General features: G+C 64.9%; 30 protein-coding genes. 20 read left to right on the top strand and 10 right to left on the bottom strand.

Annotated elements, in window-relative coordinates; genetic code table 11:
- The first annotated feature begins 19 nt into the window (after nucleotides 1-19).
- The 16 genes from K0S66_RS15735 (at nucleotide 20) to K0S66_RS15660 (ending at nucleotide 16,637) form a co-directional block, all read left to right on the top strand.
- Complete coding sequence (locus tag K0S66_RS15735; protein WP_301076424.1) at nucleotides 20-1,135, top strand: DegT/DnrJ/EryC1/StrS family aminotransferase; 1,116 nt, start codon at nucleotides 20-22, stop codon at nucleotides 1,133-1,135.
- Complete coding sequence (locus tag K0S66_RS15730) at nucleotides 1,132-2,250, top strand: DegT/DnrJ/EryC1/StrS family aminotransferase (protein WP_301076423.1); 1,119 nt, start codon at nucleotides 1,132-1,134, stop codon at nucleotides 2,248-2,250. The genes K0S66_RS15735 and K0S66_RS15730 overlap by 4 nt, the downstream gene beginning before the upstream one ends.
- Complete coding sequence (locus K0S66_RS15725; protein WP_301076422.1) at nucleotides 2,250-3,575, top strand: oligosaccharide flippase family protein; 1,326 nt, start codon at nucleotides 2,250-2,252, stop codon at nucleotides 3,573-3,575. Before K0S66_RS15730 ends, K0S66_RS15725 begins: the two co-directional genes overlap by 1 nt.
- 15 nt (nucleotides 3,576-3,590) lie before the next feature.
- Nucleotides 3,591-4,604: a polysaccharide biosynthesis protein gene (locus K0S66_RS15720; protein WP_301076421.1), complete on the top strand. Its 1,014-nt coding sequence runs from the start codon at nucleotides 3,591-3,593 to the stop codon at nucleotides 4,602-4,604.
- The gene (locus K0S66_RS15715) at nucleotides 4,604-5,761 is read left to right on the top strand and encodes a glycosyltransferase family A protein (RefSeq protein ID WP_301076420.1); all 1,158 of its coding nucleotides are present in this window, start codon (nucleotides 4,604-4,606) and stop codon (nucleotides 5,759-5,761) included. The genes K0S66_RS15720 and K0S66_RS15715 overlap by 1 nt, the downstream gene beginning before the upstream one ends.
- On the top strand, nucleotides 5,758-6,798 hold the full coding sequence (locus K0S66_RS15710; RefSeq protein WP_301076419.1) for an EpsG family protein: 1,041 nt from the start codon (nucleotides 5,758-5,760) through the stop codon (nucleotides 6,796-6,798). The genes K0S66_RS15715 and K0S66_RS15710 overlap by 4 nt, the downstream gene beginning before the upstream one ends.
- A 17-nt stretch (nucleotides 6,799-6,815) precedes the next feature.
- Nucleotides 6,816-7,826: a glycosyltransferase gene (locus tag K0S66_RS15705; protein WP_301076418.1), complete on the top strand. Its 1,011-nt coding sequence runs from the start codon at nucleotides 6,816-6,818 to the stop codon at nucleotides 7,824-7,826.
- Nucleotides 7,827-7,919: 93 nt separating this feature from the next.
- Nucleotides 7,920-9,569 carry a glycosyl hydrolase family 28-related protein gene (locus tag K0S66_RS15700; protein ID WP_301076417.1) on the top strand — a complete coding sequence of 550 codons (1,650 nt, stop codon included), beginning with the start codon at nucleotides 7,920-7,922 and terminating at the stop codon, nucleotides 9,567-9,569.
- A 67-nt stretch (nucleotides 9,570-9,636) separates the two neighbouring features.
- Nucleotides 9,637-10,674, top strand: a complete 1,038-nt coding sequence (locus tag K0S66_RS15695; RefSeq protein ID WP_301076416.1) for a hypothetical protein — start codon at nucleotides 9,637-9,639, stop codon at nucleotides 10,672-10,674.
- Complete coding sequence (locus K0S66_RS15690; RefSeq protein WP_301076415.1) at nucleotides 10,671-11,813, top strand: NAD-dependent epimerase/dehydratase family protein; 1,143 nt, start codon at nucleotides 10,671-10,673, stop codon at nucleotides 11,811-11,813. The genes K0S66_RS15695 and K0S66_RS15690 overlap by 4 nt, the downstream gene beginning before the upstream one ends.
- Nucleotide 11,814: 1 nt before the next feature.
- Complete coding sequence (locus K0S66_RS15685; RefSeq protein ID WP_301076414.1) at nucleotides 11,815-12,378, top strand: hypothetical protein; 564 nt, start codon at nucleotides 11,815-11,817, stop codon at nucleotides 12,376-12,378.
- 246 nt (nucleotides 12,379-12,624) lie between these two features.
- Nucleotides 12,625-13,197, top strand: a complete 573-nt coding sequence (gene rfbC / locus K0S66_RS15680; protein WP_301076413.1) for a dTDP-4-dehydrorhamnose 3,5-epimerase — start codon at nucleotides 12,625-12,627, stop codon at nucleotides 13,195-13,197.
- 14 nt (nucleotides 13,198-13,211) lie between these two features.
- Nucleotides 13,212-14,264: a dTDP-glucose 4,6-dehydratase gene (gene rfbB / locus K0S66_RS15675; protein WP_301076412.1), complete on the top strand. Its 1,053-nt coding sequence runs from the start codon at nucleotides 13,212-13,214 to the stop codon at nucleotides 14,262-14,264.
- Nucleotides 14,265-14,304: 40 nt separating this feature from the next.
- Nucleotides 14,305-15,198 carry a dTDP-4-dehydrorhamnose reductase gene (rfbD, locus tag K0S66_RS15670; protein WP_301076411.1) on the top strand — a complete coding sequence of 298 codons (894 nt, stop codon included), beginning with the start codon at nucleotides 14,305-14,307 and terminating at the stop codon, nucleotides 15,196-15,198.
- Nucleotides 15,195-16,064: a glucose-1-phosphate thymidylyltransferase RfbA gene (gene rfbA / locus K0S66_RS15665; RefSeq protein ID WP_301076410.1), complete on the top strand. Its 870-nt coding sequence runs from the start codon at nucleotides 15,195-15,197 to the stop codon at nucleotides 16,062-16,064. Before rfbD ends, rfbA begins: the two co-directional genes overlap by 4 nt.
- 135 nt (nucleotides 16,065-16,199) lie before the next feature.
- On the top strand, nucleotides 16,200-16,637 hold the full coding sequence (locus K0S66_RS15660) for a c-type cytochrome (RefSeq protein WP_301076409.1): 438 nt from the start codon (nucleotides 16,200-16,202) through the stop codon (nucleotides 16,635-16,637).
- A gap of 32 nt (nucleotides 16,638-16,669) precedes the next feature.
- Here the strand turns inward: K0S66_RS15660 and K0S66_RS15655 are convergent, their stop codons facing one another.
- Nucleotides 16,670-16,978, bottom strand: a complete 309-nt coding sequence (locus K0S66_RS15655; protein WP_301076408.1) for a ribbon-helix-helix domain-containing protein — start codon at nucleotides 16,976-16,978, stop codon at nucleotides 16,670-16,672.
- Nucleotides 16,978-17,628: a ParA family partition ATPase gene (parA, locus tag K0S66_RS15650; RefSeq protein WP_301076407.1), complete on the bottom strand. Its 651-nt coding sequence runs from the start codon at nucleotides 17,626-17,628 to the stop codon at nucleotides 16,978-16,980. The genes K0S66_RS15655 and parA overlap by 1 nt, the downstream gene beginning before the upstream one ends.
- Nucleotides 17,629-17,753: 125 nt before the next feature.
- Here parA and K0S66_RS15645 point away from each other — a divergent pair, with 125 nt between their 5' ends.
- Complete coding sequence (locus tag K0S66_RS15645) at nucleotides 17,754-17,999, top strand: type II toxin-antitoxin system ParD family antitoxin (RefSeq protein ID WP_301076406.1); 246 nt, start codon at nucleotides 17,754-17,756, stop codon at nucleotides 17,997-17,999.
- Nucleotides 17,992-18,237 (top strand): type II toxin-antitoxin system RelE/ParE family toxin, encoded by a 246-nt coding sequence (locus tag K0S66_RS15640; RefSeq protein ID WP_301076405.1) that lies wholly within the window; start codon nucleotides 17,992-17,994, stop codon nucleotides 18,235-18,237. The genes K0S66_RS15645 and K0S66_RS15640 overlap by 8 nt, the downstream gene beginning before the upstream one ends.
- Nucleotides 18,238-18,388: 151 nt before the next feature.
- Here K0S66_RS15640 and K0S66_RS15635 read toward each other — a convergent pair whose 3' ends face one another.
- Nucleotides 18,389-18,646, bottom strand: a complete 258-nt coding sequence (locus K0S66_RS15635; protein ID WP_301076404.1) for an MmcQ/YjbR family DNA-binding protein — start codon at nucleotides 18,644-18,646, stop codon at nucleotides 18,389-18,391.
- Between the two features lie 464 nt (nucleotides 18,647-19,110).
- Between K0S66_RS15635 and K0S66_RS15630 the strand changes: the two genes are divergently transcribed.
- Entirely contained in the window at nucleotides 19,111-19,440 is a 330-nt protein-coding gene (locus tag K0S66_RS15630; protein WP_301076403.1) for a hypothetical protein, read from the top strand.
- Nucleotides 19,437-20,174, top strand: a complete 738-nt coding sequence (locus K0S66_RS15625) for a hypothetical protein (protein WP_301076402.1) — start codon at nucleotides 19,437-19,439, stop codon at nucleotides 20,172-20,174. The genes K0S66_RS15630 and K0S66_RS15625 overlap by 4 nt, the downstream gene beginning before the upstream one ends.
- Before the next feature lie 131 nt (nucleotides 20,175-20,305).
- Here K0S66_RS15625 and K0S66_RS15620 read toward each other — a convergent pair whose 3' ends face one another.
- From K0S66_RS15620 to K0S66_RS15590, 7 genes are all read right to left on the bottom strand, one after another.
- The gene (locus K0S66_RS15620) at nucleotides 20,306-20,710 is read right to left on the bottom strand and encodes an RcnB family protein (protein WP_301076401.1); all 405 of its coding nucleotides are present in this window, start codon (nucleotides 20,708-20,710) and stop codon (nucleotides 20,306-20,308) included.
- Nucleotides 20,711-20,983: 273 nt separating this feature from the next.
- Nucleotides 20,984-21,946: a hypothetical protein gene (locus tag K0S66_RS15615; RefSeq protein ID WP_301076400.1), complete on the bottom strand. Its 963-nt coding sequence runs from the start codon at nucleotides 21,944-21,946 to the stop codon at nucleotides 20,984-20,986.
- Nucleotides 21,947-22,055: 109 nt separating this feature from the next.
- A complete protein-coding gene (locus tag K0S66_RS15610; RefSeq protein WP_301076399.1) occupies nucleotides 22,056-22,379 on the bottom strand; it encodes a hypothetical protein in 324 nt (107 codons plus the stop codon).
- Between the two features lie 108 nt (nucleotides 22,380-22,487).
- Nucleotides 22,488-22,652 (bottom strand): hypothetical protein, encoded by a 165-nt coding sequence (locus K0S66_RS15605; RefSeq protein WP_301076398.1) that lies wholly within the window; start codon nucleotides 22,650-22,652, stop codon nucleotides 22,488-22,490.
- An 85-nt stretch (nucleotides 22,653-22,737) separates the two neighbouring features.
- Entirely contained in the window at nucleotides 22,738-23,901 is a 1,164-nt protein-coding gene (locus K0S66_RS15600) for a TonB family protein (protein WP_301076397.1), read from the bottom strand.
- A 118-nt stretch (nucleotides 23,902-24,019) separates the two neighbouring features.
- On the bottom strand, nucleotides 24,020-24,442 hold the full coding sequence (locus K0S66_RS15595; protein ID WP_301076396.1) for a DUF1622 domain-containing protein: 423 nt from the start codon (nucleotides 24,440-24,442) through the stop codon (nucleotides 24,020-24,022).
- A gap of 353 nt (nucleotides 24,443-24,795) precedes the next feature.
- A complete protein-coding gene (locus K0S66_RS15590; RefSeq protein WP_301076395.1) occupies nucleotides 24,796-25,749 on the bottom strand; it encodes a helix-turn-helix domain-containing protein in 954 nt (317 codons plus the stop codon).
- Between the last annotated feature and the right edge of the window lie 317 nt (nucleotides 25,750-26,066).

Genomic DNA, 26,066 nt, shown 5'->3' with positions numbered 1-26,066 from the left:
CGTAACAGGTGAATTTTTCATGCTTCCACTTGTGAAGGTGCGGATGCCCGAGCGCGCGCAGCTGATGCCCGCGCTGGAACACGTACTCTACAGCGGGATGATCGCCGAGGGCGAGGAGGTCTATGCCTTCGAGCGCGAGTTCGCCGAGCAGTTCGGCCTGCCCCATGCGCTCGCCATGTCGAGCGGCACCGGCGCGCTGCACGTCGCCTTCCTCACTTGCGGCGTCGGCCCGGGTGACGAGGTCATCACCACGTCGATGACGGCGGAGCCGACCAACACGACGATCCTGCAGATCGGCGCCCGCCCGGTGTTCGCCGATGTCGAGCCGGATACCGGCAACCTTTCGCCCGATGCAGTTGAGCGGGCGATCACCCCGGCGACGCGCGCGATCTGCGTGGTCCATTACGCCGGCTATCCGGCCGACATGACGGCGCTGCGTGCGATCGCCGACCGCCACGGCATCGCGCTGATCGAGGACTGCGCCCATGCGCTGGGCGCGCGCATCGCCGGGGTGCCGGCCGGCACGATCGGCGACGCCGCGATCTTCTCGTTCCAGGCGATCAAGCACATGACCAGCGTCGACGGTGGGATGCTGGCGCTGCGCGATCCGGCCAAGCTGGATCTGGCGCGCCGGCTGCGCTGGTTCGGGCTGCGCAAGGGCGTGCCGCGCACCGAGGTCGACATCACGACGCCGGGCTTCAAATATAACATGAACAACGTCACCGCGGTGGTCGGCCGGCACCAGCTGCCGACGATCGGCGAGGCGATCGCGCGGCATATCGAGAACGGCCGCTTCTACGACCGCGCCTTCGCCCAGATCCCCGGCGTCACCCCGGCACATGTCGCGGCTGACAGCGAACCAAGCTATTGGCTCTACACCCTGTTGTGCGACGATTCCGCAGCGGTCGAGACCGCGCTGGTCGCGACCGGGATCGCCGCTTCGAAACTGCATCGCCCCAACCATCTGCACAGCGTGCTTGCCCCCTATGCCGGGCCGATGCCGGGGCTGGACCGTTTCTACGACCGGCTGCTGCACCTGCCCTGCGGCTGGTGGGTGAACGACGAAGATCGCGCGCGCATCGTTGAGATCGTCGGCAATGTCGCGTCCGGGGCCACCCCCAGGAACGCGCAATGACCCCCGTCCCGCTGTTCGACTGTCGCCTGCCCGACAGCGCGCTGGCGACGCTGGCCGATCCGTTCCGGCTCGGGCAGCTCGCCGCAGGACCCGCGGTGGGGCAGCTCGAACAGGCGATAGCGGCACGCTATCCCGGCCGCCACGCGGTGTCGGTGGGCGACATGACCCATGCGCTCGTCATGGCGCTCCGGCTCGCCGGCGTGCGCCGCGGCGACGAGGTGCTCTCGCTCGCGTTCAACTGCATGTCGTCCAATTCGGCGATCGCGATGGCAGGCGCGACCGTCGCTTGGGTCGATGTCGATCCGGCGACCGCGACGTTCGACATCGATCAGGCACGCGGTCGTATCACTGCGCGCACGAAGGCGGTGGTGGCGTATCATGTATCGGGCTATCCGGCCGATCTCGCGGCCTTGCGGGCGCTGTGCGACGAATATGGCTTGCCGCTGATCGAGGATGCCAACAACGCCTTTGGGGCGGCGATCGACGGGCATGAGGTGGGCATGGTTGGCGATTTCGCGATCTTCTCGCTCTACGCCAATCGCCAGATCAATGCGATCGACGGCGGGATCGTGCTGTGTGCGCACGCCGAAGATGCCGATCAGGCGCGCCGCCTGCGCCGCTTCGGCATCGATACCGCGCGCTTCCGCGACGGCGACGGCGAGATCGATCCCGCGCTCGACGTGCCGGAGATCGGCACCTCGTCGTCGCTCGACAATGTGCGGGCGACGATCGCGCTGGCCAGCATCGCCGATGTCGATGCACGCATCGCCCGCTCGCGGCGCAATGCCGCGTCGCTCGCCGGCGTAACGCGCGATCTGCCGCTGACGCCGATCACCGCGCTGCCCGGCGCCGAGCCGGTCCACTGGACGTGGTTGATCCGCCTCGCCGACCGCGATGCGGTGATGCGCCGGCTCAAGGCACGCGGCGTGCTCTGCTCCAAGCTGCATTATCCCAACCATCATTATACCGGCTTCCACGCCCCGCCTTCCGACCTGCCGGGCACGATGACGTTGCAGAACGAGATGCTGGCGATTCCGTGCGGCTGGTGGCTAGACGAGGCGGCGATCGCCACGCTGGCGGCAACGATCGCGGAAACGGTGCGGGCCGACCCCTGATGCTGCCCGCGATGGCCCGACGACTGCTGCCGATGGCCGTGCTGTACGGCGGGCGGATCGGCGTCGCCGCGCTGGGGCTGGTGGTGCTGCCCTGGCTCAGCCGCGCGATGCCGCCCGCGCAATTCGGGCTGGCGGCGACGATCATCGCGCTGCAGACATTGGCGGTGGTGCTCGACCTTGGCTTGGCGATCACCATTGCGCGCGAATTTCCGGTGCTCGGCAGCGAGCATGACCGGCGTACGCTGATGCAGCGCAGCGAACGCATGATGCTGCAATTCTATCTGGCCATCACTGCCGTCGCGGGCGCGCTCGCGGCGATCGGTGTGCTCCCGGTGCCGGTGCCGGTCGCGCTGCTGGTCTGCCTGTCGCTGCTGCTGGTGGTGTGGCAGAATCTGGTCGTCATCGGCTTCATCGCGCGCCAGCGGTTCGTCACCTCGACGCTGGCCCAGTTCACCAGCCTGCTGCTGCGCCACGGCGTTGCGCTGGCGGCCGTCATCGCGTTTGGCGGTACAGTCCAGGTGTTCATCATCGGCCAGGTCGCCGGAGCGGCGATCGTGCTGCTCGTGTCCCGTCTGCTCTTCCTGTACCAGCATCGCGCGGTCGGCGCCCCGGCCACGGTATCGCGCATGGCCGGCGCGACGAGCATCGCCGTGATGATCTATACGATCGCCGGCGCCTGCACGATGCAGCTCGACAAGGTGCTGCTGTCAGCGCTGGCCTCGCCGGCCGATACCGGGCCCTATTTCCTCGCCTCGACGCTGTCGCTGGTGCCGATCACCTTCCTCGCCAGCCCCGCCTCCCAGTTCGTGCAGCCCAAGCTGATCGCCGCGCTCGATGCGCAACGGGTGGCCGACGCGCAACGCTGGATCGGCCGCCTGGTGCTGGCGATCATTGTGCTGGCGGTGCTGCCGGGCATCGCACTGGGGATCGCGGCACCGTGGCTTGTGCCCTTGTGGCTGCAGGGTTCGCCGCAACAGGCGGCGGTGATCCATTATGTCACGCTGCTGATGCCGGGTGCCGCAATCGGCGCGCTGGGGCTGATCCCGGCGATCGTGCTGGTGACGCGGCGCGACTATCGCGCGATGGCGACGATTTCCTGCATCATGGGCGGGGTGGTGCTGGCGACCACCGCCTGGCTCGCCACGCACGATGCAATCGCGGGTGTCTGCATCACCTATGCGATCTATCATGCGCTGGCCGCGGCCGCGCTGTGGTGGCGTGCTGCGCGGATCGAGCCGTGTTTCGCCAATCCGTTTGCGATCGCCGGCCGCCTTGCTAACGGGGGCGCGGACCGATCCGCACGCGCCCAGTCGCCTCAACCCTAACATATTGGTGATACGATGTTCCAAGGCAAAACCCTGATGATCACCGGGGGCACGGGGTCCTTCGGCAAGACCGTGCTCAGCCGCTTTCTGTCGTCGGACGTCGAGCAGATCGTGATCTTCTCGCGCGACGAGCTGAAGCAGGAGAACATGCGCGTCGCGCTGCAGAACAACCGGGTACGCTTCGTCATCGGCGACACGCGCAACCCGGAATCGGTCAACCTCGCGATGCGCGGCGTCGATTACGTGTTCCACGCCGCGGCGCTCAAGCAGGTGCCGTCGTGCGAATTCTATCCGATGGAGGCAGTGCGCACCAATGTGATCGGCACCGAGAACGTCATCAACGCGGCGCTGATGAATGGCGTGCAGCGGCTGGTGCTGCTGAGTACCGACAAGGCGGTCTATCCGATCAATGCGATGGGCATCTCCAAGGCGATGGCCGAAAAGGTGCTGGTCGCCCGCTCACGCACGATGGGCGCGAACGATCCCGTGCTGTGCGCGACGCGTTACGGCAACGTCATGGCTTCGCGCGGGTCGGTGATCCCGCTGTTCATCGAACGGATCAAGGCGGGGCAGGAACTGGGCATCACCGATCCCGCCATGACGCGGTTCCTTATGTCGCTGGAGGAATCGGTCGATCTGGTGCTGCACGCGTTCACGCACGGCGCGCAGGGCGACACCTTCGTCCAGAAGGCGCCGGCCTGCACCATCGGCGACCTGGCGACCGCGCTGTGCGAATTGTTCGAAGTGCCCGAGCGGGTCCGCGTCATTGGCACCCGCCACGGCGAGAAGCTGTATGAATCGCTCGTCTCACGCGAGGAGATGGCGAAGGCCGACGACATGGACCGCTACTGGCGGATCCCGGCCGACAATCGTGACCTGAACTACGAAGTGTTCATTTCCGAAGGCTCACCGCAGGCCAATCTAATAGACGATTACACGTCCCATAACACACAACGCCTGTCGATCGCCGAGGTGAAGCAGACTCTGCTTGCCTTGCCTTACGTGCAGAATGCGCTGGCCAATCGCTGATGCCGATCCTGTCGCTCGTCATCCCGACGCATGAGCGGTTCCGCTATGCCCAAGGGACGGTCGAGGCAATCCTCGCGATGGGCCAGGATATCGAACTGGTAGTCTCGGATACCAGCGCGACCAATCCATGGAATGCGATCTCACATCCGCAGCTGAAGGTAGTGCGCCCGACGACGGGGATCAGCGTCGTCGACAATTTCAACATCGCGTTGAGCCATGCGACGGGCGACTATGTCTGCTTTATCGGTGACGACGATCTGATCGCTCCTGACATCGTCGCCATCGCCCGACGGGCCCAGCAGGATGGCGTGGAGGCGGTCCGCTTCTCCTTCCCGATCGTCTTCTACTGGCCCGATTATCTGCATCGCAGCAATCCGGAGGCATATTCCGGCACGGTGTGGGTCAGCGACTATTCGGGCCGGGTCCGCACGCTTGATGCCCATGCGGCGCTGCGTGAGGCCGCGGGCAAGCTGGGCCATGGCGTGTTCGACATGCCGCGTGCTTATTGCGGGCTGGTGGCGCGATCATTGATCGAGCGTATAGTAGCGCAGCATGGCGCGCTGTTCGGCGGAGTCAGCCCCGACATCTATTCCGCGGCGCTAATCGCGACTCATGCGCGCAAGACGCTCGACATCGATTTCCCGGCCGTGATCCTCGGCGCATCCGGTGCCAGTACCGCAGGGCAGAGTGCGGCCGGACGCCATGTCGGCGGCCTGCGCGACAATGCCCATATCCGCCCGTTCCGCGATCTCGCCTGGCACCCGCTGGTGCCGGAATTCTACAGTGTGCCCACGGTATGGGGTTATTCGCTGGTGCGTGCGCTCGAGCAGATCACGCTCAGCCCCCCCGTCGAGCCGCAGTGGGGCCGGTTGTACGCGCAATGCCTGCTTTACCACCGCTCCTATTGGCGGTTTACCTTGGCTGCGATGCGAAACTTTGTCCGGGAAAGGTCCGTAGTGGCACTGGCTGCGACGCTGATCACCGGAAGCGTCGCGGAAATCGGCTGGGCATTGGGTCGGGTGCGGCGGCGAGTATCGGTCCGCTTATCGGTGACGAAGGACGAGCGCATCGCTGGCGTCGAAGGTAGCGCCAGCGCCGCAACGATCGTCACCCGCACCATCGCAGCTGGGCCAAAACCGGATTTGTCGGTGGTATGACGCCGTATATCGTCTGCTACCTTGTCCTGGTCGTGTCGCTGGGCACCGGGTTGCTGCTCGACAAATTGCGGATGGCCGCGGTTATCGCATTCGTGCCGATGTTCGTGCTTATCGCTCTGCGTGGGATCGTCGGGACAGACAGCGCCGTCTACATCCAATCCTTCGACATCATTCGCTATCAGGGCTTTCTTGCCTCAAGTTTCGAGCCGGGCTTCACGGTTCTGGTAGAGATCCTGAGCTGGTTTTTCCGAGACTCTTTCGACATCCTGATCGTGCTGGGGTGCGCGGTTGCGCTCATCATGCTTGCCGCAGGCCTGCTGCTCGAACGCATACCCTTGCTTTTCATGGCAATCGTCTTGCCTTATTATCTTCTCGACATGACCATGAACGGGCTGCGCTACGGCCTGGCCTTCGCGATTGTCGCGCTCGGCGCCGCAGCGCTGGCGCGTGGCTGGCTCAAGGCATTTGTCGCGTGCGGCATTATCGCCGCCAGCATCCAGATCTCGTCGGTCCTGCTTGCGGCCAGCCTGTGGGCATTGATGGAAGCGCGCATCCGCACGTTCCTTGCGGCCGGGTTCGGGCTGATCGTCGCCTTTGTCCTGTTCGGCGACTATGTGGGCGACAAGGTTTCCCAGAATTCCGACATTTCTGGCATCGGAGGCATTTCGGGTGTCGCCCCGCTGCTCGCAACCGTGCTGGTCATCGCTGCGCTGCGTGTTTCGCAGAATAACAGGGACATCATCAGCAACATCGCCTTGTTATCTATCTTTATCATGCAGCTCGCGTCATTCCTTATCGCCCGCCAATACTACGCCGGCCTGAGACTTCAGGGGCTGTTTCTTTTTCTCCTGTATCTTTCATTGGCAACCGCAAACAAGAAGAATAGCAGATCCTTCGTTATCGATAGGTCGTTTATGGCTTTTGTTTTTGCGGCTGCGGTAATTCTCTCGCTGTCTCGACTGAAAAATTTCCATGACGATGTGGATAATTTGGCACCTTTTAACCCTTATTATTTCTCAAACGAGCTCAGCGCCTAGATTGCTATGGACATGTCATGACAGAAGAAGCGCCTTTTTTCAGCGTCATCATTCCGGTGCACAATACTGCCTCTTACCTTGAGGAATGTATTCAATCGGTACTGCATCAGTCATATGAACACCTTGAGCTTATCGTCGTTGACGATGGCTCAACGGACAACAGCCGGCAAATTCTTGATGACATGGCGCAGGGTGACCAGCGCCTGCGCGTCTTCTCCAAGGAAAATGGCGGACAGGGAGCGGCCCGCAATTATGCCCTTTCCCGAGCCCGCGGCCGCTATATCGCCTTTGTCGACAGCGACGATACGGTCTCGCTCGACCTCCTGGCGCGCATGGAAAAGGTTATTACCGACAGCGACGCGGATGTCGTTTCGTTCGGCATCGAATTTGTCGACGGTCAGGGTCGCGTCGTGGCGCGGCGGGGGCCTGAAAGCGACACATCGTCGACCGACGCCTCTGTATTCGTCGACGCCATGCTCGATCGCAATTTCCATTCTGTGATCTGGAACAAGGTCTATCGCCGCGCCCTGCTCGCCGAGCATGACATTCGTTTTCCGGCGCTGCGCGCCTATGAAGATTCGATCTTCTCGCGCCACGTCGCGCTTCATGCACGCAAGGTCGTTTATCTCGGGCAGCCGCTGTATCGCGCGCTGACGCGCAGCGGCAGCACGTCGCGCGGCATGAATGAGGCGAGCTTTACCCGCGCCGCAGAGATGCTCGCGCTTGAGAGGAGCATGTTCCGCGATCAGTTTGCCGATCCGGCGCTCGCCACGGTCTTCCGCGCGCACGTTACCCACTTCCTTGCCTATCTGATGGTTCTCGCCGCCTTCCGCATCGACGATCCCAAGGTCAGGGCTTCGTGCCGGCGCATCGCCGACGAGGCGGGCTTTCGCGACAGCGCTAGCGATCCCCACGCGATCGCGCTGCTTGATACCAAGGCGAAGGTACAGGTCTTCCTCGCCCGCCATCCCAGGCTGCTGCGCAATGCAGCCCTCGTCGCTCGCCGCCTTGGCCGTGTTCCTTATTAAGCGCCGCGTCTGCTGCAAGATACTCGCGACGTTCGTTGTCGAGCGGCTTGGGTCGTAAGGCTGGCACCCCTTCCCTGTCATAAGGACACAGTCATGGGACTCGATCGCCTGTTCGCCTCACTGCGCCGCGCCGGTAAGGACTGGCGCCCATCACGCCGTGACGCATTGATGGCATCCCTGGGCAGCGCCGTGCCGCTGGTGCCCGTCATGGCGCAGGAAAGCGGGGTAAGCGGCGGGGGACGCGAGGCTGTCGACGGACCGCAGGGCGGAGCACTGGTCGCGCGCCGCAACGCACCGGCCCGGACGCTTCAGGCCAAGGCGCTCGATGTCTATTCCGTCAACGACAAAGGTGCGAAGGGCGACGGAAAGACAGACGATACCGCTGCGATCAATGCCGCCATCCTGGAGGTTCATACCGCAGGTGGCGGCGAGATCATCTTTGGCTCGTCATCCAATCCCTATTACGTGCGCGGGCCGATCATTGTGCCGTCGAACGTGGCCATCAACCTCAATGGCCAGACGCTGATGGGCGACAATTTCAACAGCGGTACGATGTTCACCACTGGGATCGTGCGCGGCGGACGGCTACTTCCTAACAAGGGCGCCTCACAGGAAGCGGATTACGTTTTGTACGCAGCGGTGAGGAACGGGATGATCCGCAAGTGCGCGATCGCCTTCGATCTGCATAATTTCAACGTCAGCTGCACGATCGACGACATTGCGACCTTCGAGGTGCTGCAATTCGGCATCTTCCACCGCTGCTTCTACATGTCGATGAACAATTGTTCGGCGCGTGGGCCGAGCGATCCTGCCCGCCCTTCCTTCCACTTCACCGGTGATAACAATCTCATCAGCTTGCGCCGCGTCAGCGCGACAACGGAGAGTGGCTTCCTGTTCGAAGGCGGGACCACCTCGCTCGGCATGATCGGCTGTTCCAGCGAGGGAGGCGCTGGAAGCGCAGTGGCATTTCGTGGCGATTGTCTGGGGGTGGTAATCGATTCCGGTTACTGGGAAGCTATCACTGGTACGGTGTTTGACTTCACGCGCGCGACCGTCTGCTCGGTATCGTTCCGAAGCAACTTCATGAATTACTGCGACACGGTGTTCGATGATGGCGGAGAAACGTCAAACTCAACGCTGTTCGGCTCGTTTGATGAGACGAATTATCTCGCTAGTGTCGGTGGCGTCGTCGGAGCATCTCGATCCCGTGGGCGTTTCCTCCTAACCTGTCCGCGCAACTTCATCCGCTTCGATATTCCCTATGCCAATGCCGCCCCCGCCACGCTCGGAACGAACTGGACCACTGGTGCCGCTGTGCGGGTGGTGCAGGAAACGGGGACGGTCGGCTTCACCCTGGCGGACGTCCGCAGCCGATCACGCATCCACCATCACGGGCCGATCCCGGTCGTGCGCGAAGGCGACATCGGCGATCCATTGCCTGGCCATGTCGATCGCTGTCGGATCAATATTCCGCGCGGCGCGGCCGTGGAGGCGACGATCGAGACCGCGATTGCGTGGCGCCCCAGTTCCCTGCGCGCGACCTTCATCTTATCATTGTCCGAAGACCGTGGCGTGTCCAAGCTATTCGGCGACATCTATGGCGACCAGTCGGTTCGCCATGATCGCAGCGGACGCGAAATGGTGCTGGAGAATGCCGACGGATATGTCCGAATCCGGCTGAGCGGGGTCATCAATCAATCAGGGCGGGCCACCATCACCGGCTCGGTCCAGTTATGCACGTGAACGACGTGATGCCCCGGCACCTCACGGCCCGTTCAATCTATGGAGATATGGGTTGCAAGCGCCTGAAATGAATGTCGCCATCGTTGGGCCTGCCTTCTTTGGCTATCTGCGCCGGCTTGCCGACATGCTGACCAGCCGTGGCATTCCGGCACGCTTCTACGATGAATTCCCGTCCAATCAGATCCTGACCAAGATCACGCTGCGTTATTCGTCGCTGGCCGTCCGTCAGCGCGCCACGCGGGCCTACCATGAGCAGATCACGGACAACATCATCCAGTCAGGCGCGACGCATGTGCTGTTCGGCACGATCGAGATGTTCCCGCACCATTGTATCCGCCGGCTGCGCGACAGTGGGATTGTGATGGCACGCTATGCCTGGGACAGCTGCGCCAACAAGCCTTACGCCAAGACGCTCGATCCTTTCATGCGCGGTGTCGCAAGCTTCGATCCGGACGATTGCCAGCGCGAGGGGTATCGCTACGTCCCGCTCTTCAGTAGCCTGCCGACCGATCTCTCGAATACAGCGCCCGATACTGATTTCTTCTACTGCGCCACCTTCCACAGCAACCGCCCGATGGTAATCGCCAAGGTGATCGATGCGTGCGAACGGCAGAAGTGGCGACTGAAGCTGATGTTGTTCTTCCATTCGCGCAAACTTTGGTACGCGCGTTTCGCTCTCCACCCCAGCGTATGGCACCTGGGCAAGCTATTCTCCAGCACCCCCTTCACGCTGAATGAAATCGCGGTCGCCACGGCGCGTGCCCGTGTCGTCGTTGACATCCATCACAACGGTCAGTCCGGGCTGACAATGCGCACGTTCGAGGCTCTGTCTCTCGGCACCGTCATTCTCACGACCAATCCGATGGCCTTGGTCGGCTTGCCCCAGCCGCTGCACGAGCGCGTGGTGTTGCTTGATCCGATGAACACATCCGCGAGCCTGGCACAGGCACTCGCGCGCCCGCGCGGCCCGTTGGCACCGGAATGGCAGTACTATCTGTCAGCCGACCGTTTTCTTGACCAGATAATCGCGCTGCTGCTAGGCACAGAAGACGTTGTCGAGACGCGCGACGCTCCAACTTTCGAAACTTCCGGGACCACACCATGAAAATTCTGATCACCGGGGGCCTCGGTTTCATCGGCCGCGCACTAACGAAACGCCTGCTGGCCGAAGGCGGGCATGAACTGGTGCTCGTCGATACGCTTAGCCCGCAGGTTCACGGCGAAAATCCCGATCACAGCGACATCCTGTCGCAACCCGGCGTCCGCTTTATCAAGGGCAGCATCTGCGATCGCGACCTGATGCGCGATGCGCTCGGTGGCGTGACCGCGGTTTACCATTTCGCGGCGGAGACGGGCACCGGTCAGTCGATGTACGAAATCCAGCGCTACTATGACACCAACGTCATGGGGACGGCCGTCCTGCTCGAGGAAATGGTCAAATCTGCTACACTGCGCCCAGAAGCACTGATCCTCAGCTCGTCGCGCTCGGTCTATGGCGAAGGTGCCTATGTGCGCGCAGCAGATGCCAGCAGCGAAGCGGCTCAGCGCTATTATCCTGCCGGTCGCTCGGCCGAGGACATGGCGCGCGGAATATTCGACTTCTCCGACAACGGCGACCCGCTCGTACCCGTCCCGACCAAGGAGGACGACAAGATCGACCCCCAGTCGATCTACGCAGCATCGAAGTTGGCCCAGGAACATATGTGTCAGATCGCTTGTGAGGCAATTGGCACCCGTTTCGTCGCCTTGCGTCTGCAGAATGTCTATGGGCCGGGCCAGTCGCTACGCAATCCTTATACCGGCATCCTGTCGATCTTTGCCAACACTCTGAAGCAGGGCGGCAATATCGACATCTTCGAGGACGGCGAGGAAAGCCGTGATTTCGTTTTTATCGAGGACGTCGCGCATGCATTTCGCTGCGCGCTCGATCTCCCCAGTTCGCCGGATAACATCATCAACGTTGGAACTGGTGAACGCCATACAGTCGCGCACATCGTCGATCTTCTACAGGAGAAGATGGGAGTTTCTGGCCGGTCCAGCATTTCCGGCAGGTTCCGCCCCGGCGATATCCGGCACTGCTTCGCCGACGTTGGTCGCATGCACCGGATTTTGGGGTTTAAGGCCGCTACCGATCTGCGCGATGGTCTTTTCGCAACTGTCGATTGGGCCGTAACCCAGCCAATCGAGCCGGATCGGTCGGCGGCGGCCAATCAGGAACTGGAAAAACTGCTGCGCAAGAAGTAACGTGAAGGTAAGGCAGATCATCCGGGCTGATTGCCGTCGGTTCGCAGTACTTTCGGGTCGTCCTACAGGCAAGGTCAGCCTTGGCCTGCTGCTGAACCCACGCGTCCTGCCTGTCGTGCTAATCCGCCTGTCCGCCAAGCTGCAGTCGGCAAATTGGCGCCGACTTGCCAATGTGGTGTCGCTGATCAACCTCATCCTGTTTCGGATCGAGGTTCCGGCCCGGGCTGTCATTGGTAAAGGCTTTGTCCTTCCCCATCCCGGAGGCATCGTGCTGGGCAGCGCGTCAATTGGCGACGATGTCACGATCTTCCAGAACGTAACCCTCGGCGCGCGCAGTTTCGAGGCAGATTATGATCTGTCGACCCGGCCGATCATTGGGTCCGGAGTTACGATTGGTGCAGGCGCGGTTATTCTAGGCCCCGTGACGATCGGGGAATGTGCGACAGTCGCTGCTAATTCTCTTGTTGTGGAGAATGTTCCGCCAGCCTGCACGGTGATGGGTGTGCCGGCCAGCGTTCGTCAGCAGCGCAACATCGCCGAGCGTTACCAACCGCCGAATGGATAAATGCGCGGTATTCGGCAAAACTACTAAAGGTCATAAGGCGGCTCCTTATTATGGCACCGCATGGCGCAAGCCGACTTCTGGCCCCTACAGGGCGCACCGTCTCCCTTCTTCGATCGTCTTCTGATGGTACTCTTTACTCGTCCGACTGACGTATTTCCGCGCTAAAGATGCGTCTTCAACCGCGAGGGCAGCATCTGGTATCCACTGTTGATTGCGGCCTGGTAAGCACACAGGTAGGGCGGCCTCATGTCGACGTCATCCAGCCCCGTCCAACTCATCCGCCCAAAGCGCTTCGGTGATGCCCGTGGCTGGTTCACGGAGGTCTACTCGGAACCCACGTTCGCCGCGCTCGGCATCACGTGCCGGTTCGTGCAGGACAATCACTCGCTGTCCGTTCCCACCTTCACCTTGCGGGGGCTGCATTTCCAGACACCACCACGCGGACAGGACAAGCTCGTGCGGTGCATCCGTGGGCGGATCTTCGACGTCGCGGTCGATCTCCGCAAAGGCTCGCCGACCTACGGCCAGTGGATCGGAGCGGAGCTTTCCGCAGAAAACGGGCACCAGCTGTTGGTGCCCATCGGCTTCGCGCATGCCTTCCTGACGCTCCAGCCCGATTGCGAAGTGACCTATAAGGTCTCAGATACCTATGCGCCGCAGAATGATGGCGGGATCCGCTGGGACAGCGTCGGCATCGACTGGCCAATACCGGTGGGCACCGCGCCGGAGCTGAGCGCCAAGGACGCCGTCCTGCCGACGCTTGCCGAATTCGACAGCCCGTTTGAGTATGACGGCAACCCGCTGGCCCCGCTCGCCTGAAGGATCATCCAGACATGCGTATCTTCGTCACCGGCGGGGCCGGTTTCATCGGCTCGGCCCTCGTCCGCCACCTGATCGAGAACACCGACTACGAGGTCCTCAACTTCGACAAGCTGACCTATGCCGGCACGCTGTCGACCGTAGAGCGGGTGGCGAACAGCAACCGTTATCGCTTCGTCCAAGGCGATATCTGTGACGCAGACGCCGTCTGCGCCGCGATCGCCGAGTTCAAGCCGGACGTAATCACGCACCTCGCGGCGGAAAGCCATGTCGACCGCTCGATCGACGGGCCAGGCGCGTTCATCCAGACTAATGTCGTCGGTACCTATACGATGCTGGCCGAGGCGCGCTCCTATTGGCAGGGCCTCGAGCGCGACGCCAAGGCGCGGTTCCGCTTCCACCATATCTCAACCGACGAAGTGTACGGCTCGCTCGGCGAAACGGGGCTGTTCACCGAGGACACGCCCTACGACCCGCGCTCGCCCTATTCGGCGTCTAAGGCGGGCAGCGATCACCTCGTCAGCGCCTGGGGCCACACCTTCGGCCTGCCGGTGCTGATCACCAATTGCTCGAACAATTACGGGCCCTATCATTTCCCCGAGAAGCTGGTGCCGCTGATGATCGCCAAGGCCTTGGATGGCGAGCCGCTGCCGGTCTACGGCAAGGGCGATCAGGTGCGCGACTGGCTGTTCGTCGAGGATCACGTCCGCGCACTGCACGCGGTGTTCGAACGCGGCGAGATCGGCCGGACGTATAATGTCGGCGGGTTCAACGAGAAGCAGAACATCGAGGTCGTCCACACGATCTGCGGCATCCTCGATCAGCTGCGCCCGCGCACTGACGGCAAGCCCTATGCGGAGCAGATCACCTCGGTCGCCGACCGTCCGGGGCATGACAAGCGCTATGCGATCGACGCCGCCCGGATCGAGCAGGAGCTCGGCTGGCGGCCGCAGGAAACCTTCGAGACCGGCATCGAGAAGACGGTGCGCTGGTATCTCGACAACGAGGCCTGGTGGCGCCCGATCGTCGAGCGCGGCGCGGCACAGCGGCGCGGGGTGGCGGCGTGATCATGTCTGACTGTAGGACTGTCGACAGGACAACAGGCGCATGAGCCGCGCGATCCTCGTCACGGGCGGGAACGGCCAGCTCGGCACCGAGCTTCAGCGTTGCGCCTGGCCGGAAGGCTATGAAATCGTCGCGATCGACGTCGCCGATCTCGACCTCACCGATACCGCTGCGATTGCCGCCAAGGTGGCAGAACGCGAGTGGGCCGCGGTGATCAACGGCGCGGCCTATACTGCGGTCGACAAGGCGGAGAGCGATATCGTCGCCGCCTGGGCGGTCAACGCCATGGCCCCCGCCGCGTTCGGAGAGGCCTGTGCCAAGGCGAACATCCCGCTGGTGCAGGTGTCGACTGATTACGTCTTTGCCGGCGACAAGCAGGGCGCGTGGGAAGTGGACGATCCCGTCGCGCCGCTCGGCGTCTATGGGGCGTCGAAACTGGGCGGCGAGCTGGCGGTGCGCACCAGCGGCGCGCGGCATGTCATCGTGCGGACGGCCTGGGTTGTCTCCGCCCACGGCAGCAATTTCGTGAAGACGATGCTGCGCGTCGGTGCGGAGCGCGACACGCTGACGGTGGTGGACGATCAGCGCGGCTCGCCCACCAGCGCGGCGGATCTGGCGGGTGCGTTGATGGCGATCACGCTGCGGCTGATCGAGGATCCAGCCGCCCCCACCGGCACGTTTCACTTCAGCAATGCCGGCGACACGAGTTGGGCGGGCTTCGCGGCCGAAATCTTCCGCCAGGCGGCCGACCGTGGCGGGGCGACGGCCAATGTCACCCCGATCACGACCGATCAATATCCGACACCTGCCCGGCGCCCGGCCAATTCGCTGCTCAGCCAGGCGGCGATCGGCGGGGCCTACGGCATCGCCCCGCGCCCCTGGCAGGACGCACTCAGCGACATCCTCGACGAACTGATCGGAGCCACAAAGGCATGAAGGGCATCATTCTGGCCGGCGGATCCGGCACGCGGCTTCACCCGGCGACGCTGGCGGTGAATAAGCAGCTGCTGCCGGTCTATGACAAGCCGATGATCTATTACCCGCTGTCGGTGCTGATGCTGGCCGGCATCCGCGACGTGCTGATCATCTCCAGCCCGGAATATCTGGACAATTACAAGCGCTTGTTCGCCGATGGCTCGGCCTTCGGCCTCCAGATGTCCTATGCCGAACAGCCCAGCCCGGACGGCTTGGCACAGGCCTTCACCATCGGCGCGGACTTCATCGGCGACGACAACGTGGCGCTGGTGCTGGGCGACAACATCTTCTTCGGCGCGCACCTGACCGACCTCTTGGCGAGCGCGGTCGCGCGCACCCATGGCGCGACGGTGTTCAGCTACCGCGTCGAGGATCCCGAGCGCTACGGCGTGGTCGAACTCGCCGAGGACGGCCGTGCCTTGAGCCTCGAGGAAAAGCCCGCCAACCCCAAGTCGCACCATGCCGTGACGGGCCTCTATTTCTACGACAACCGCGTCGTAGAATACGCCCGCAACCTGAAGCCTTCGCCGCGCGGTGAGCTTGAGATCACCGATCTCAACCGCCTCTACATGGAGGCCGGCGACCTCTATGTCGAACAGATGGGCCGCGGGTACGCTTGGCTCGACACCGGCACCCACGACAGCCTGCTCGAGGCGAGCGAGTTCGTCCGCACCCTCCAGCACCGCCAAGGCATCCAAATCGCCTGCCTTGAGGAAATCGCCTACCTCCAAGGCTGGATCAGCGAAGCTGAGGCCCGCGCAGCCGGCGAACGCTTCAAGAAGACCAATTACGGCAAGGCAATCCTGAGTGCGGTGGACGGTTACTGAGCTCTCCGCAACTTACCGATTATACATACGTTACATCAACAGGTTGGTTAGCAGCCGGATACAGGCCGCAATCAACTTGATGTAGCGCGTATAACAGGACGGAGACACGGCACGAAGGTCGATCAGGAGACACGCATGGCAGCATTACCGTCGTTCCGCTGGTTGCTGCTGTGCCTGATCGTGGCCGGCTGTTCCGATGGCGAGCGTGAAGCGCGGCGCAAGGCGCTGGGGCCGCAGCCTTCGTTCGAGACGCTGATGGCGCATGCGGATCCGCAAGCCGGCGCCCGGGCGTTTGGTGCCTGTGCCGCGTGCCACACGATCGGAAAGGACGGCGCAAGCCGTGCGGGGCCGAACCTTCATGCCATCATGGGGCAGCCGATCGCGGCCAATCGGGGGTTCGGCTACAGCTATGCGCTGAAATCCGCGGGGGGCACCTGGACGCCAGAGCGGATGGATGCCTGGCTCGCATCGCCCGCCAAATTCGCGCCGCGTACCAGCATGGCCTATCCTGGCATGCGCGATCCACTTATGCGCGCCGACGTCATCGCCTATCTGCAGGCGCAGGATAAGTAAGGGTGTGACGGGGCCGAATAGCTCCCCTCACCTCACTCCCCTATCGGGCTTTCGCCGTGTTTGCGCAGGACGTCGTTGAAGGCTTCCGCCATCAGCGACTGGAGGCTCCTCCCCTGGCGCCTGGCCAGCATGTGCATCGCGAAGCTCATGTCGGGGGTGAAGAAACCGGCGATCTGCTTGCGGCCGACCCGGCTTTCCGGGCGTGTCGTGGCGGCCGCTTTTGGCCTGTCTTTAGCCTCGTCCGACACAGGCGCGGCCTGGGTGTGGAGAAGATCAGCCGCGGGCGTCTTGGGCGCCGGGGCGGCGGTGCGCAGATTGGCGAAGCTAGGCTTGCGGCTCATCAGACGGCCTTTCGAAAACGCGGTGCCGGCATGTCTAGCTGTCGACATGTCCATTTGTATAACTCACGGATCTCCGCCGCGGCGCGGCCGGCGGGTTCCGCCTCGGTGACGGTGCGCCCCTCCGCGCTGGCGTGGCGATAGGCGGCGCGGTCGGGGAGGATCACGGGGGCTGGCGGGGTGCCGTAGCTGTCGACCAGCTCGCCCGCCTCGGCATAGACGCGCGGCGCGTTGGGCGGCCCCGCGGTGAAGACGACGAAAGCCGGCTTGCGCAGCAGCTGCACGAGCTTTGCCGTGGTCTGGATCGCGGCGAGATCGAAGGCGCTCGGCCGGCACGGGATCAGGACTAGATCGGCGACCTCCACCGCGGCGCGCGCGGCGCTGTCGGCATGGGGCGGCGTATCGATCACGATGAGCTCGGCCCCCTGCCCTTGCGCTGCGGCGACCTTGGCGGCGAGCCGCGGCGGGGGGCTGTCGATCACTTCGGGCGGCTGATCCTGGCGCCAGGCCGCCCATTGGCTGGCGGTCGCCTGCGGATCGGTATCGATGATGAGCGCGACGCGTCCCGCCTCCTGCGCGACGGCGGCAAGGTGGAGCGCCAGCGTGGTCTTCCCCGCCCCGCCCTTCTGACTGATGATCGCAACTGTCGGCATGGCGACGTTGATACATGTCGACATGGTGGCTTGTCGAGATGTTTTCGCGTGGTTCCCACACCTTGCTTGGCGATAGGGAGGCGATGCGCTAAATTGCACCGATAATATGATGATTGAGGCCCGCCATGGCGACCGTCCGCAAGACCATCACGCTGACCGAACAGCAGAATGACTGGATCGCCGCCCAGATCAACGCCGGCCATTATACCAATGACAGCGAGGCGATCCGCGACCTGATCCGCCGCGAGCAGGAGCGCAGCGCCGATTTGGCACGGCTGCGTCAGGCGCTGATCGAAGGCGAAGACAGCGGGGTACCCGAGCGGTTCGACATCGCCGCGTTCAAGCGCCGCAAAGCCGCGCAGCATGGCTGAATATCGCTTCTCCCCCGCGGCACAGCGCGATCTGGGAGAGGTGTTCGATTATAGCGTCGCGACCTGGGGTCTCGCTCAGGCGTTGGATTATACCGATCTGATCGCGGCCGTCTGTGCCGAGTTGGCCCAATCGCCGCAGGGCGTCGGGCAGCATATGATCTATTTCCGACCGACCGATTACGGCATCGCGGTGATCCGCATCCTGCACCAGCGGATGGACGCCGGCCGGCATCTGTAGCTGGGCGTTGGCCGGGCCATCGGACGGAGGCGGCGGAGCCTGCGCAGGGGATGTGCGCGGTCTCTTCCGGGCCTGATCCCAAGCGCTAGGCGGCGCGCAGCAGCGGTTCGGGTGGATGCTCCCTTCCCTCGCGCCTTGGAGGAGCGCGGCGCTATTCGACGCGCTGGTGGCTGGTATCGAGCAACCAGGTGATCTCGCCCTCGGGCACCGATCCGTCGAGGCGGACGGTGATCCAATGGTTCTTGTCCATATGATAGGCGGGCAGGAAGCCGTCGCGGGTGCGGAGCGTCGCGATGGTCACGGGCGGGCATTTCACGTCGAGGATGTTGATCCGCCCCTCCCCTTCCAACCCCAGTCGGTTACGCGGCACATCCATCACCAGCGCGAACCACTTGCCCGTGCCCGCCACGCGCAGCGCGACATAGCGCGGGTATTTCTCGAACGGATAATCGGCTCGGTACCGAAACGGCGCCGGGCATAGTCGAGGATCTCGTTGCGACCGAACTGGCTCATGCAGGTTCTCCCGACATCTCGGCCGCGTGCACCGGTCGCACAACGCTATCAGCGGTCGGCAGGGGTCGCGACTGCGGTTAGTCGCGTGCGGGCACACGTCAGCTGCACGGACATGCGCGTTGTCGCGTATGATTGTCGTGTTGTCGGCGTGTCGACACAGGGCAAGCTGTTTCTAATCGGGACGCCCGGCCAGCGTCTTCGGGGCCAGCAGGGCGATCGCGCGGGGAGAGGGGCAAGATCGGGGAGGTGGAACCCGGTTTCAGGACCCGGAGGACGGTTACTCGAAAGCTTGACGGCGATCGGCGCGGCGCGCAGGCTTCGGTTCATGGGGGACGCAGAGCCCCGCTGGGGAGGATGCGCATGCGGGTGCTGATGATGGTCCTGGCGCTGGCGTCCGCCACGCCGCTCGCCGCGCGGGAGCTGGCGGTGCCGGCCGACAAGGGGTGGCAGCATCAGGAGACTGACCTGATCCTGACGTCGCGCCTCGCCGGGCTGCAGCGCACCGCATCGAGCGATACGACGCAAAGCGAGCATGACGTGGCGGCGCAGTTCACGGCGCCGGACGAGAGCGTGATCGCGAGCGTCTTTCTCTTCAAGCCGGCGATCGCCGACGTCGCCTTGTGGTTCGACCGGGGCGCCACGACGCTGCAGGCGAACGAAGTCTTTCGCGGCGCGGCGCGGCGCCGGTGAGCGGGGCGCCGCTCGGCTTTGCCGCGGGCGGGGCGCCGGTCGCCTCGTCGCTGCGCCAGGTCTTTATCAAGGCAACCGGCCCTTATCGCAGCACGGCGCTCGCGGTAATGCCGCTGGGCGAATGGATCGTCGCAGTCCGGATGAGCGCGAAGAGCCTGTCCGCCGACGAACTGGATGCGGGTCTGATGCAGCTGATCGGTGCGATCCGCTGGCCCGCGGGAGCCCCCGCTGCTGCTGCTGCCGCCCCCCCTGCCCCGGCCATGGCGGCCGTGCCAGTGATGGCCTGCGCCGCCCCGCTCTCCTTTCGCAAGGCCAAGGCGCTGAAGCCCGAGGGCAGCGACATGCTGATGCAGCTGATCGGGTCGATCGCCATGCAGAACGCCTCTGCCAGCAAGCCGGCCGCGCCGGTGCTGCCTTCGCGCTGGTGCCGCGAGGGCGAGGCGAAGGCAGAATATGGCGTCTATCGCTCCGACCGGGAGGGTGCGGCGGGCTATGCGCTGGCGCTGGGGGATGCCGGGCGGATCGTGTGGGTGGAGCCGTCGCTGATGGGGCAGATCGAGAAGAACGGCCACTATTCCGTGTCGCTGGACGATGTCGACGGCAGGACGCTGGCCTTTCCCTCGTTCAACGGCATGCCGGCGCCCGAGCAGGTCTGGGATTTGGTGGGCAAGGGTGGGCCGAGCGCGGCGATGAACGGCAATGTCATGGCGATCGACCCCAAGACGCTACGATAGCCGCGCTGTTCCGCCTTGCCCGTGCCCGCGAATGGCAGCGTCACCCTGGCGCGGGGGCCGGGGTGACGGGCCGAGGGGTTGAAGGACTGGTCCCGGATGACGGAGCGGTTCTCCGTCATCCGGGTGGGGGCTCAGCGGATCAGGCTGGCGAAGACCGCGGCGACGATGCCGCTGGTGATGCCGACCAGCACCGCGTCATTGCCCGACTGGACGTACTGATAGCCGCGCGGCGGGGCCTGGAGGCCGCGATACTGGCGATAGTCGATCTGCCGATAGTTGCGGGCCTGGCGGGTGTCGAACCGCTCACCCTTGCGCCAGTTGCTGCGATATTGGGCCGCGGGCGCACGATACTGGCGGTTCTGCTGCACAACGACCGGAGCGTGCCCGCGCTGCTTCACGACCACCGGGCCATGACCGCGCTGCTGCACCACCGTGTGCGCCGAATTGTGCGCCGAGCCGCGATACGGCTGCGCTGCGGCGAGCGTCGGCGTGGCGACCATCGTGGTGGCCAGCGCTGCGATCAGAAAGCGGTTCATGTTCTTGCTCCTTCGTGCCGAAGGTGATCGGCGTTGAGAGCAAGATGGGGGTGATGTGTCGCCGGCATGTGTCACGCAGGCGGGCAAATGGTCGCAAATTGTGCCCGGGGAGGATGGGCAGGCCGTGGCATCGGTGACCGTGCCAGACGCAGCTGTCGATATGTCGTGTTGTCGTAGTGTCTTAGTGTCTTAGTGTCTTAGTCTCGTAGTCTCGTAGTCTCGTAGTCTCGTAGTCTCGTAGTGTCGTGATGTCGACACTACGACAACACTATTTCAGCCAGGGAGGCCGGCCAGCGTCTCGCGGACGAGGGGGACGATCGCGTCGGCGGGGAGGCGGACGAGATCGGGGAGGGTGCGGCCCTGCTTCAGCAGCGCGCCCATGACCAGCCAGGCGGCGAGATAGGCCTCGCGCTCGCGACCTGTGGCGCCCTGACCCATGGTGAAGCGGAACAATGTCGGGCCGTCCGAGGCATCGAGCAGCGGGGTGATGGCCGCGAGGATATCGGCGCGGCGGGCGAGCCCGGCATCGTACCATGGTTGCTCGCCGACATAGGCCCAGTCGGCGAGGCCGGGACGAAGCGCGGCGACGGCGTGCATCGCCAGCCCTTCCTCAAACAGGAGGCGGCCCAGCGGGCGTTCGTAATCGGCCGGGAGCTTCGCCAACAGCATGTGCACCGCATGGGTCATCTCATGCGGCATCAGCATCGCGCGGCGTGCCGGATCCATCTCGATCGGCAGGCAGACGAGTGGTCCGTCGGGGGTGCCGGCGGTAAAGGCATTGTCCTCGAACCCGCCAACATAGGCAACAACGCCAATGCGCAAGGGTGCGGTCGCGCGGAACAGGCGCGCGATCGCGACCGCGCTGTCGAGCGGGGCAGGGGCCATGCCGGCCGCGCCCTGGCGGATCAGCGGCAGCGCGGCCGCGTATCGTGGCCAGGCGGCGTCGAGCAGTCGGCGCGCGACCGCTTCCCCCTCCGGCCCCGGGGGCACCGCGGCAAAGCCGTAGCGATCCTGCCACGCCTTCCACCGCGCCTCGGAATCGAGACCCTGTGCCGCGGCGTGGAAATCGAGGAAGCGCGCGCTGTAATCGCGGATCGTGAGGGTAACGCCGTCACCCACTGTCTCACGCGGCGTGAGCGGCAGCCGTTCGGCGTGGGCGGGGCTGAAGAGGGCTGGCGCGGCGATCATGGCGGTGAGGCCGGTGATGACCGTGCGACGCGAAACCCTGTTGTCCACCCTTTGCCCCCTGTCCGTCGCGCTGTTCAGCGAGCGCCTGTGGCGGTACGCCGGTGATGGGGCAAGGGGGGAGGGGGATGCGGGCGGCTTCGTTACCGCGCCGGGCGCGTCAGTCGCGCGGGTCGTCCTGCTGGACCGGCTGTTCGATCGCGCGCCGGCCGGGCTCGACCTCGGGCGCACGCAACGCGTCGCTAGGGTTGGCGGGCGCGGTGTAGCGCTGGATGCGGGTCGAGAGGCGAGCGTTGACCCGGCTGTTGATGCGGTTGTTGACGCGCCGGCTGTTGACCTCGACGCCCTCGGGCTCGGTCAGGCGCGCACCATAAGCGGTCAGCTTCGCCTCCGTGTTGCTGGCGCTCTGCGCGCTGGCCGGCACGGCGAACACCGTACCGAGAAGGGCGGCTGCCAGAAAGGGATGCGTCGCTCCGCCTTGCATCGGACCACGATAGCGCAAGCCGGGCGTGAAAGAACCGGCAAATCGTCAGCTGGTCAGCCGACGTGACAGGCCGACGTGACAGGGCGACGGGGTGCGCGCGACGGCGCGCTAGTCGTCGATCGGACGGACTTTGGGCCAGCGCCAGACGATCACGCCTTGTATCACCAGCAGGATGCCGAGGATCCACCAGCTGCTGTAGCGCAGCATGCCACGCCACATCGCGACCTGCACAACAAGGATGGTGCCGAGTGTGGCGAACCAGGCCAGCTTCAACCGGCGCGAGGGTGGGACGGGGTGCCAGCGGTAGCGTGCGATGGTCAGCCTCCTCTCTTCATACCGCCAGGCTGAGCCCGAAGGGTCAATGCTCCGGGGGCGGTGGGAGTGGGGCGGTTGGTTCGGGGGTGCCGTTGGGGCCGGTGACGAAATTTACCCGCTCGACACAGCCGCTGCGGCCGGCCGCGGAGGGCTGGAAACGGGCGGTGCGCATCAGCTGGACGGCGTGGGTGCCGAAATCCTCCGCTGGCTGCGCGGCGAGCACCTTCACATTCCCGATATCGCCCCAGGGCGCGACATCGAAGCTGACGATCGCCCAGCCTTCGATCTGGCGTCGGTTATAGGCGACCGGATAGGTGAGCCGCGGCGCCGTGGCATAGGGATAGGGCCGCGCGCAGCTGGCGCCGGCCGGGGCGAGGTCGCCCGGCGCGGGGGCGGGCGGGGCGGCGATCGTCGCGGGCGCCATCCAATAAGGATAGCGGCAGCCGGTGCGCGCGCCGGCGGTGAAACGGCTCTGCTCGACCGCGGTGATCGCGGCCTGATCGAGCGCCTTGTTGCCGGTGCCGTGCGTGACGCTGGCCTGTCGTGGCTGGCCCTCGGCATCGATCTCATAATCGACCATCGCCCAATCCTTCACCCCCGGCGTTGCCGGCAGCTTGCGGAAGTCGGGCAGCGCGCGCAGCAGCGGCTGGGGCACCGGGCGGGTGTCGCAATTCCCCTCCCGCCGGGTCCGCGCCCATCCTTCCTGCGGTAGCGGGCCGCTTTCGCGCGAGAGCGTATAAGCGATGAGATCGGCGACCGGCGCCTGATCGAGCGGGGTGACGCGCGGCGTGTAGGTGATCGTGCAGCCGGTGCGCTTGCCGCCATCGGCGAAGCGGCTCGCGGCCAGCGCGGGCGCGAGATCGGGGGCATAAGGCGCAGAAACCCCCTCGCGCCGGATTGAGAGCGGGCGACCGGTATCGTCGATGTCGAAACGCAGCACGCCGGGGCGTAACCCTGGGTCCCGCGCGGAACTGGACGAGGAAGCCGGCGAGGAATTGGGTGAGGGGGGTGGCCCCCAGTACATATGGGCGAGCGGGCGGCGCAGCGCCTGGCCGGTCGCGACACCCTGATCGCAGCGCACGTCGGCCGGCGTCCAGGACAGCAGCGAGCGTGTTCCCGTGGAGGCGGGCGGGGGGATGTGGCCGGGGCCTGGGCGGGGGACAAAGAGCTGCGCAGCCGCCATGGCGGCCAGCGTGACGAATGGCATGATCCTGTTCCCCCCCGAGAAGGACGTAACGTCCTTGTTATGAGGGCGTTCTTTCACGTCCCAGCAGTCGCGCGCAATCGATTTCGAAAGGGGTCAGCCGGGCGCGAAGGACGGGTGGTCAGGCCTGTTCGCGGGTGCCGTCGGCGAGCGACTTTTCCGCGCGAGGGGCCTGCCAGGGCCAACGGCCTTCGATCTCCACCTCCAGCGAGACGCTGAGAAAGGTGCGGATGAGGACGATGCCGGCAAGCACCGCGAGGCTGCCCAGCGTGGGCTCGACCGCGACGGTATTGATGATGTCGCCCGCGACCAGCAGCTCGAGCCCGAGCAGGATCGAGCGGCCAAGGTTGGAGCGCAGCTGCTTGTAGGGATCGATGCGGGGGGCGGCCGTGTCGTGGCGCCCCGCCGCCCGATAGTGCGCGACATCGCCAGCGAAACGGACCGCGGAATAGAGCGCGCCGACAAGGATCACCGCGATGCCGACCAGTTCGACGCAGCGGGTGACGAGATGGACGAGCGGAAGCAGCGCGGTGTCGTCGATCATTGCCGGTCCTGCCGGTCGTCCTGCCCTGCCGGCCGGGAACCACACCGCCAGCGGCGACCGGCGAGGGGGGGGAGGAGGGCAGGGGACGATGCCATTGCCGCTGAACGCCTCATGCGCGCGAACGGATGCGCCGGTGTGCTCGCCTATGTTGACATGTCGCGCTGTCGGAATGTCGGACTGTCGGCTTCGCGACGGCCTGCATGGATAAGCCGCCCCGAGACGTTCGCCGTGTACGGCACCGGTGAAGTGCCACGCCGGAAACCGCCTGATCCCTCTAGGGAGCATTGCGGCGGCGAAGCCGTCGCTTCGGCTGGTGTTTCAGGCGGTGTGGCTGGCGATGTTTTGGGGTCGGTTCAGCAGGGAAGGCCGTCAGGCCCGACGTGTCGGCCGACTAGGCCGAGGCCGTTTTGACTTGGATATATTGAATCTAATAGCGGTTGAGGCTGGTTTTGAGACTCGCAGTCAGTGACGATGCCGCCACGATCGATTTTCTGCGCTTCCCGGCGATCGAACTGACGATCGAGTTGGGCGCCGAGCTTGGCGAGAACGCGGCCGAGCGATCCGCCGACCAGCGTCTGGGCGAGCTCGCGGCAGGACAGGGTGTCGTGCATCGCGGCGACCTCCGCAGTGCGATCCGCCTGGCGTTGCTCGACGTCCGCAGGGAGCGGGGCGGGGGAGAGCCAGCGCGGCAGATGCGGCAGGAGGCGCGCGGGGAGTAGCGGGCGATAGGCGTTGGAGGTCTGGGCGTAGCGCGGCGTCTCGCCAGCGCCTTCCGCCTGTGCGACGCGCTTGAAGCGGCGCTGGCGGACGAGGAAGCCGGCGAGCTCGAGCGCGCGGAGCGCCCGGGCGACGGTCGCGCGGCCGAGCGCGGTCGCCGCGGCGAGCCGGTCGTAGCTGGGGAAGACGCGGCCCCGGTTCAGGCGGGCTAGGGTGCAGATCTCCTCATAGACGCGCACCGCGCCCGCGGTGAGCCCGGCGAGCGCGGCCTCGGCGGGCGAGAGAACCCGGCCCTCGAGGCGAACCGCGCGTTTCAGCCGGCGCCCGGCGTCGAGCGCGGCGCGCGCCAGGCGCAGCAGGCGATCGGGTTCACCCTTTGTCGGCACGACGAAGAAATGATCCTCGAACGTCCCCGCCTCGATACTGTCGCGGCGGATCGGGGCGCCGGTCGGGTGCGGGGCGCCGCTGCGCGCGGGTGGGCGCAGGCGAACGCTGCCCCCCGTGCCGACCTGCGCACGCGCCGGCATCCCGGCGCGCGGCATACGGCCGAGCGCCAGCGCCGTCGCTTCCCCAAGGGTAAACGCCGTCATCTTCCTTCCCCCTCATGGGGCCGGGACACAGGCAAAGAGAGGGTGTGGCGCGAGACGCGCATCCTTGAACCGGGAGGGGTTCGCGGGTATCAGGAGGGAGTAGTGGTTGTACTCCGGATCGGCGTTTGGCGACGTCGCTCCATCAACTCTGGGATGCCCGGCCTTCGTGCCGGGCTTTCTTTTATGTGATCACGGCCACTTTCTCGCTTTCGCCGACCCTTTGCCGACGCCTTGACCATATTGTTGCAGGTTCGTTCCTACATCGGAAGGCGTTACGGTTCGTGCTTTCGAGTATGAAATAGCGAAAAAGTTCGTGC

Origin of the sequence: Sphingomonas sp. (assembly GCF_029239295.1) — a bacterium.
GTDB lineage: Bacteria > Pseudomonadota > Alphaproteobacteria > Sphingomonadales > Sphingomonadaceae > Sphingomonas.
Note: the sequence above shows the minus strand (reverse complement) of the source record. Positions and strands in the feature narration are given on the sequence as shown.

Coding starts and splice junctions, on each gene's coding strand:
- K0S66_RS15735 (WP_301076424.1), top strand. CDS start 20: ATGCTTCCACTTGTGAAGGTGCGGATGCCCGAGCGCGCGCAGCTGATG.
- K0S66_RS15730 (WP_301076423.1), top strand. CDS start 1,132: ATGACCCCCGTCCCGCTGTTCGACTGTCGCCTGCCCGACAGCGCGCTG.
- K0S66_RS15725 (WP_301076422.1), top strand. CDS start 2,250: ATGCTGCCCGCGATGGCCCGACGACTGCTGCCGATGGCCGTGCTGTAC.
- K0S66_RS15720 (WP_301076421.1), top strand. CDS start 3,591: ATGTTCCAAGGCAAAACCCTGATGATCACCGGGGGCACGGGGTCCTTC.
- K0S66_RS15715 (WP_301076420.1), top strand. CDS start 4,604: ATGCCGATCCTGTCGCTCGTCATCCCGACGCATGAGCGGTTCCGCTAT.
- K0S66_RS15710 (WP_301076419.1), top strand. CDS start 5,758: ATGACGCCGTATATCGTCTGCTACCTTGTCCTGGTCGTGTCGCTGGGC.
- K0S66_RS15705 (WP_301076418.1), top strand. CDS start 6,816: ATGACAGAAGAAGCGCCTTTTTTCAGCGTCATCATTCCGGTGCACAAT.
- K0S66_RS15700 (WP_301076417.1), top strand. CDS start 7,920: ATGGGACTCGATCGCCTGTTCGCCTCACTGCGCCGCGCCGGTAAGGAC.
- K0S66_RS15695 (WP_301076416.1), top strand. CDS start 9,637: ATGAATGTCGCCATCGTTGGGCCTGCCTTCTTTGGCTATCTGCGCCGG.
- K0S66_RS15690 (WP_301076415.1), top strand. CDS start 10,671: ATGAAAATTCTGATCACCGGGGGCCTCGGTTTCATCGGCCGCGCACTA.
- rfbC (WP_301076413.1), top strand. CDS start 12,625: ATGTCGACGTCATCCAGCCCCGTCCAACTCATCCGCCCAAAGCGCTTC.
- rfbB (WP_301076412.1), top strand. CDS start 13,212: ATGCGTATCTTCGTCACCGGCGGGGCCGGTTTCATCGGCTCGGCCCTC.
- rfbD (WP_301076411.1), top strand. CDS start 14,305: ATGAGCCGCGCGATCCTCGTCACGGGCGGGAACGGCCAGCTCGGCACC.
- rfbA (WP_301076410.1), top strand. CDS start 15,195: ATGAAGGGCATCATTCTGGCCGGCGGATCCGGCACGCGGCTTCACCCG.
- K0S66_RS15660 (WP_301076409.1), top strand. CDS start 16,200: ATGGCAGCATTACCGTCGTTCCGCTGGTTGCTGCTGTGCCTGATCGTG.
- K0S66_RS15655 (WP_301076408.1), bottom strand. CDS start 16,978: ATGAGCCGCAAGCCTAGCTTCGCCAATCTGCGCACCGCCGCCCCGGCG.
- parA (WP_301076407.1), bottom strand. CDS start 17,628: ATGCCGACAGTTGCGATCATCAGTCAGAAGGGCGGGGCGGGGAAGACC.
- K0S66_RS15645 (WP_301076406.1), top strand. CDS start 17,754: ATGGCGACCGTCCGCAAGACCATCACGCTGACCGAACAGCAGAATGAC.
- K0S66_RS15640 (WP_301076405.1), top strand. CDS start 17,992: ATGGCTGAATATCGCTTCTCCCCCGCGGCACAGCGCGATCTGGGAGAG.
- K0S66_RS15630 (WP_301076403.1), top strand. CDS start 19,111: ATGCGGGTGCTGATGATGGTCCTGGCGCTGGCGTCCGCCACGCCGCTC.
- K0S66_RS15620 (WP_301076401.1), bottom strand. CDS start 20,710: ATGAACCGCTTTCTGATCGCAGCGCTGGCCACCACGATGGTCGCCACG.
- K0S66_RS15610 (WP_301076399.1), bottom strand. CDS start 22,379: ATGCAAGGCGGAGCGACGCATCCCTTTCTGGCAGCCGCCCTTCTCGGT.
- K0S66_RS15600 (WP_301076397.1), bottom strand. CDS start 23,901: ATGCCATTCGTCACGCTGGCCGCCATGGCGGCTGCGCAGCTCTTTGTC.
- K0S66_RS15595 (WP_301076396.1), bottom strand. CDS start 24,442: ATGATCGACGACACCGCGCTGCTTCCGCTCGTCCATCTCGTCACCCGC.
- K0S66_RS15590 (WP_301076395.1), bottom strand. CDS start 25,749: ATGACGGCGTTTACCCTTGGGGAAGCGACGGCGCTGGCGCTCGGCCGT.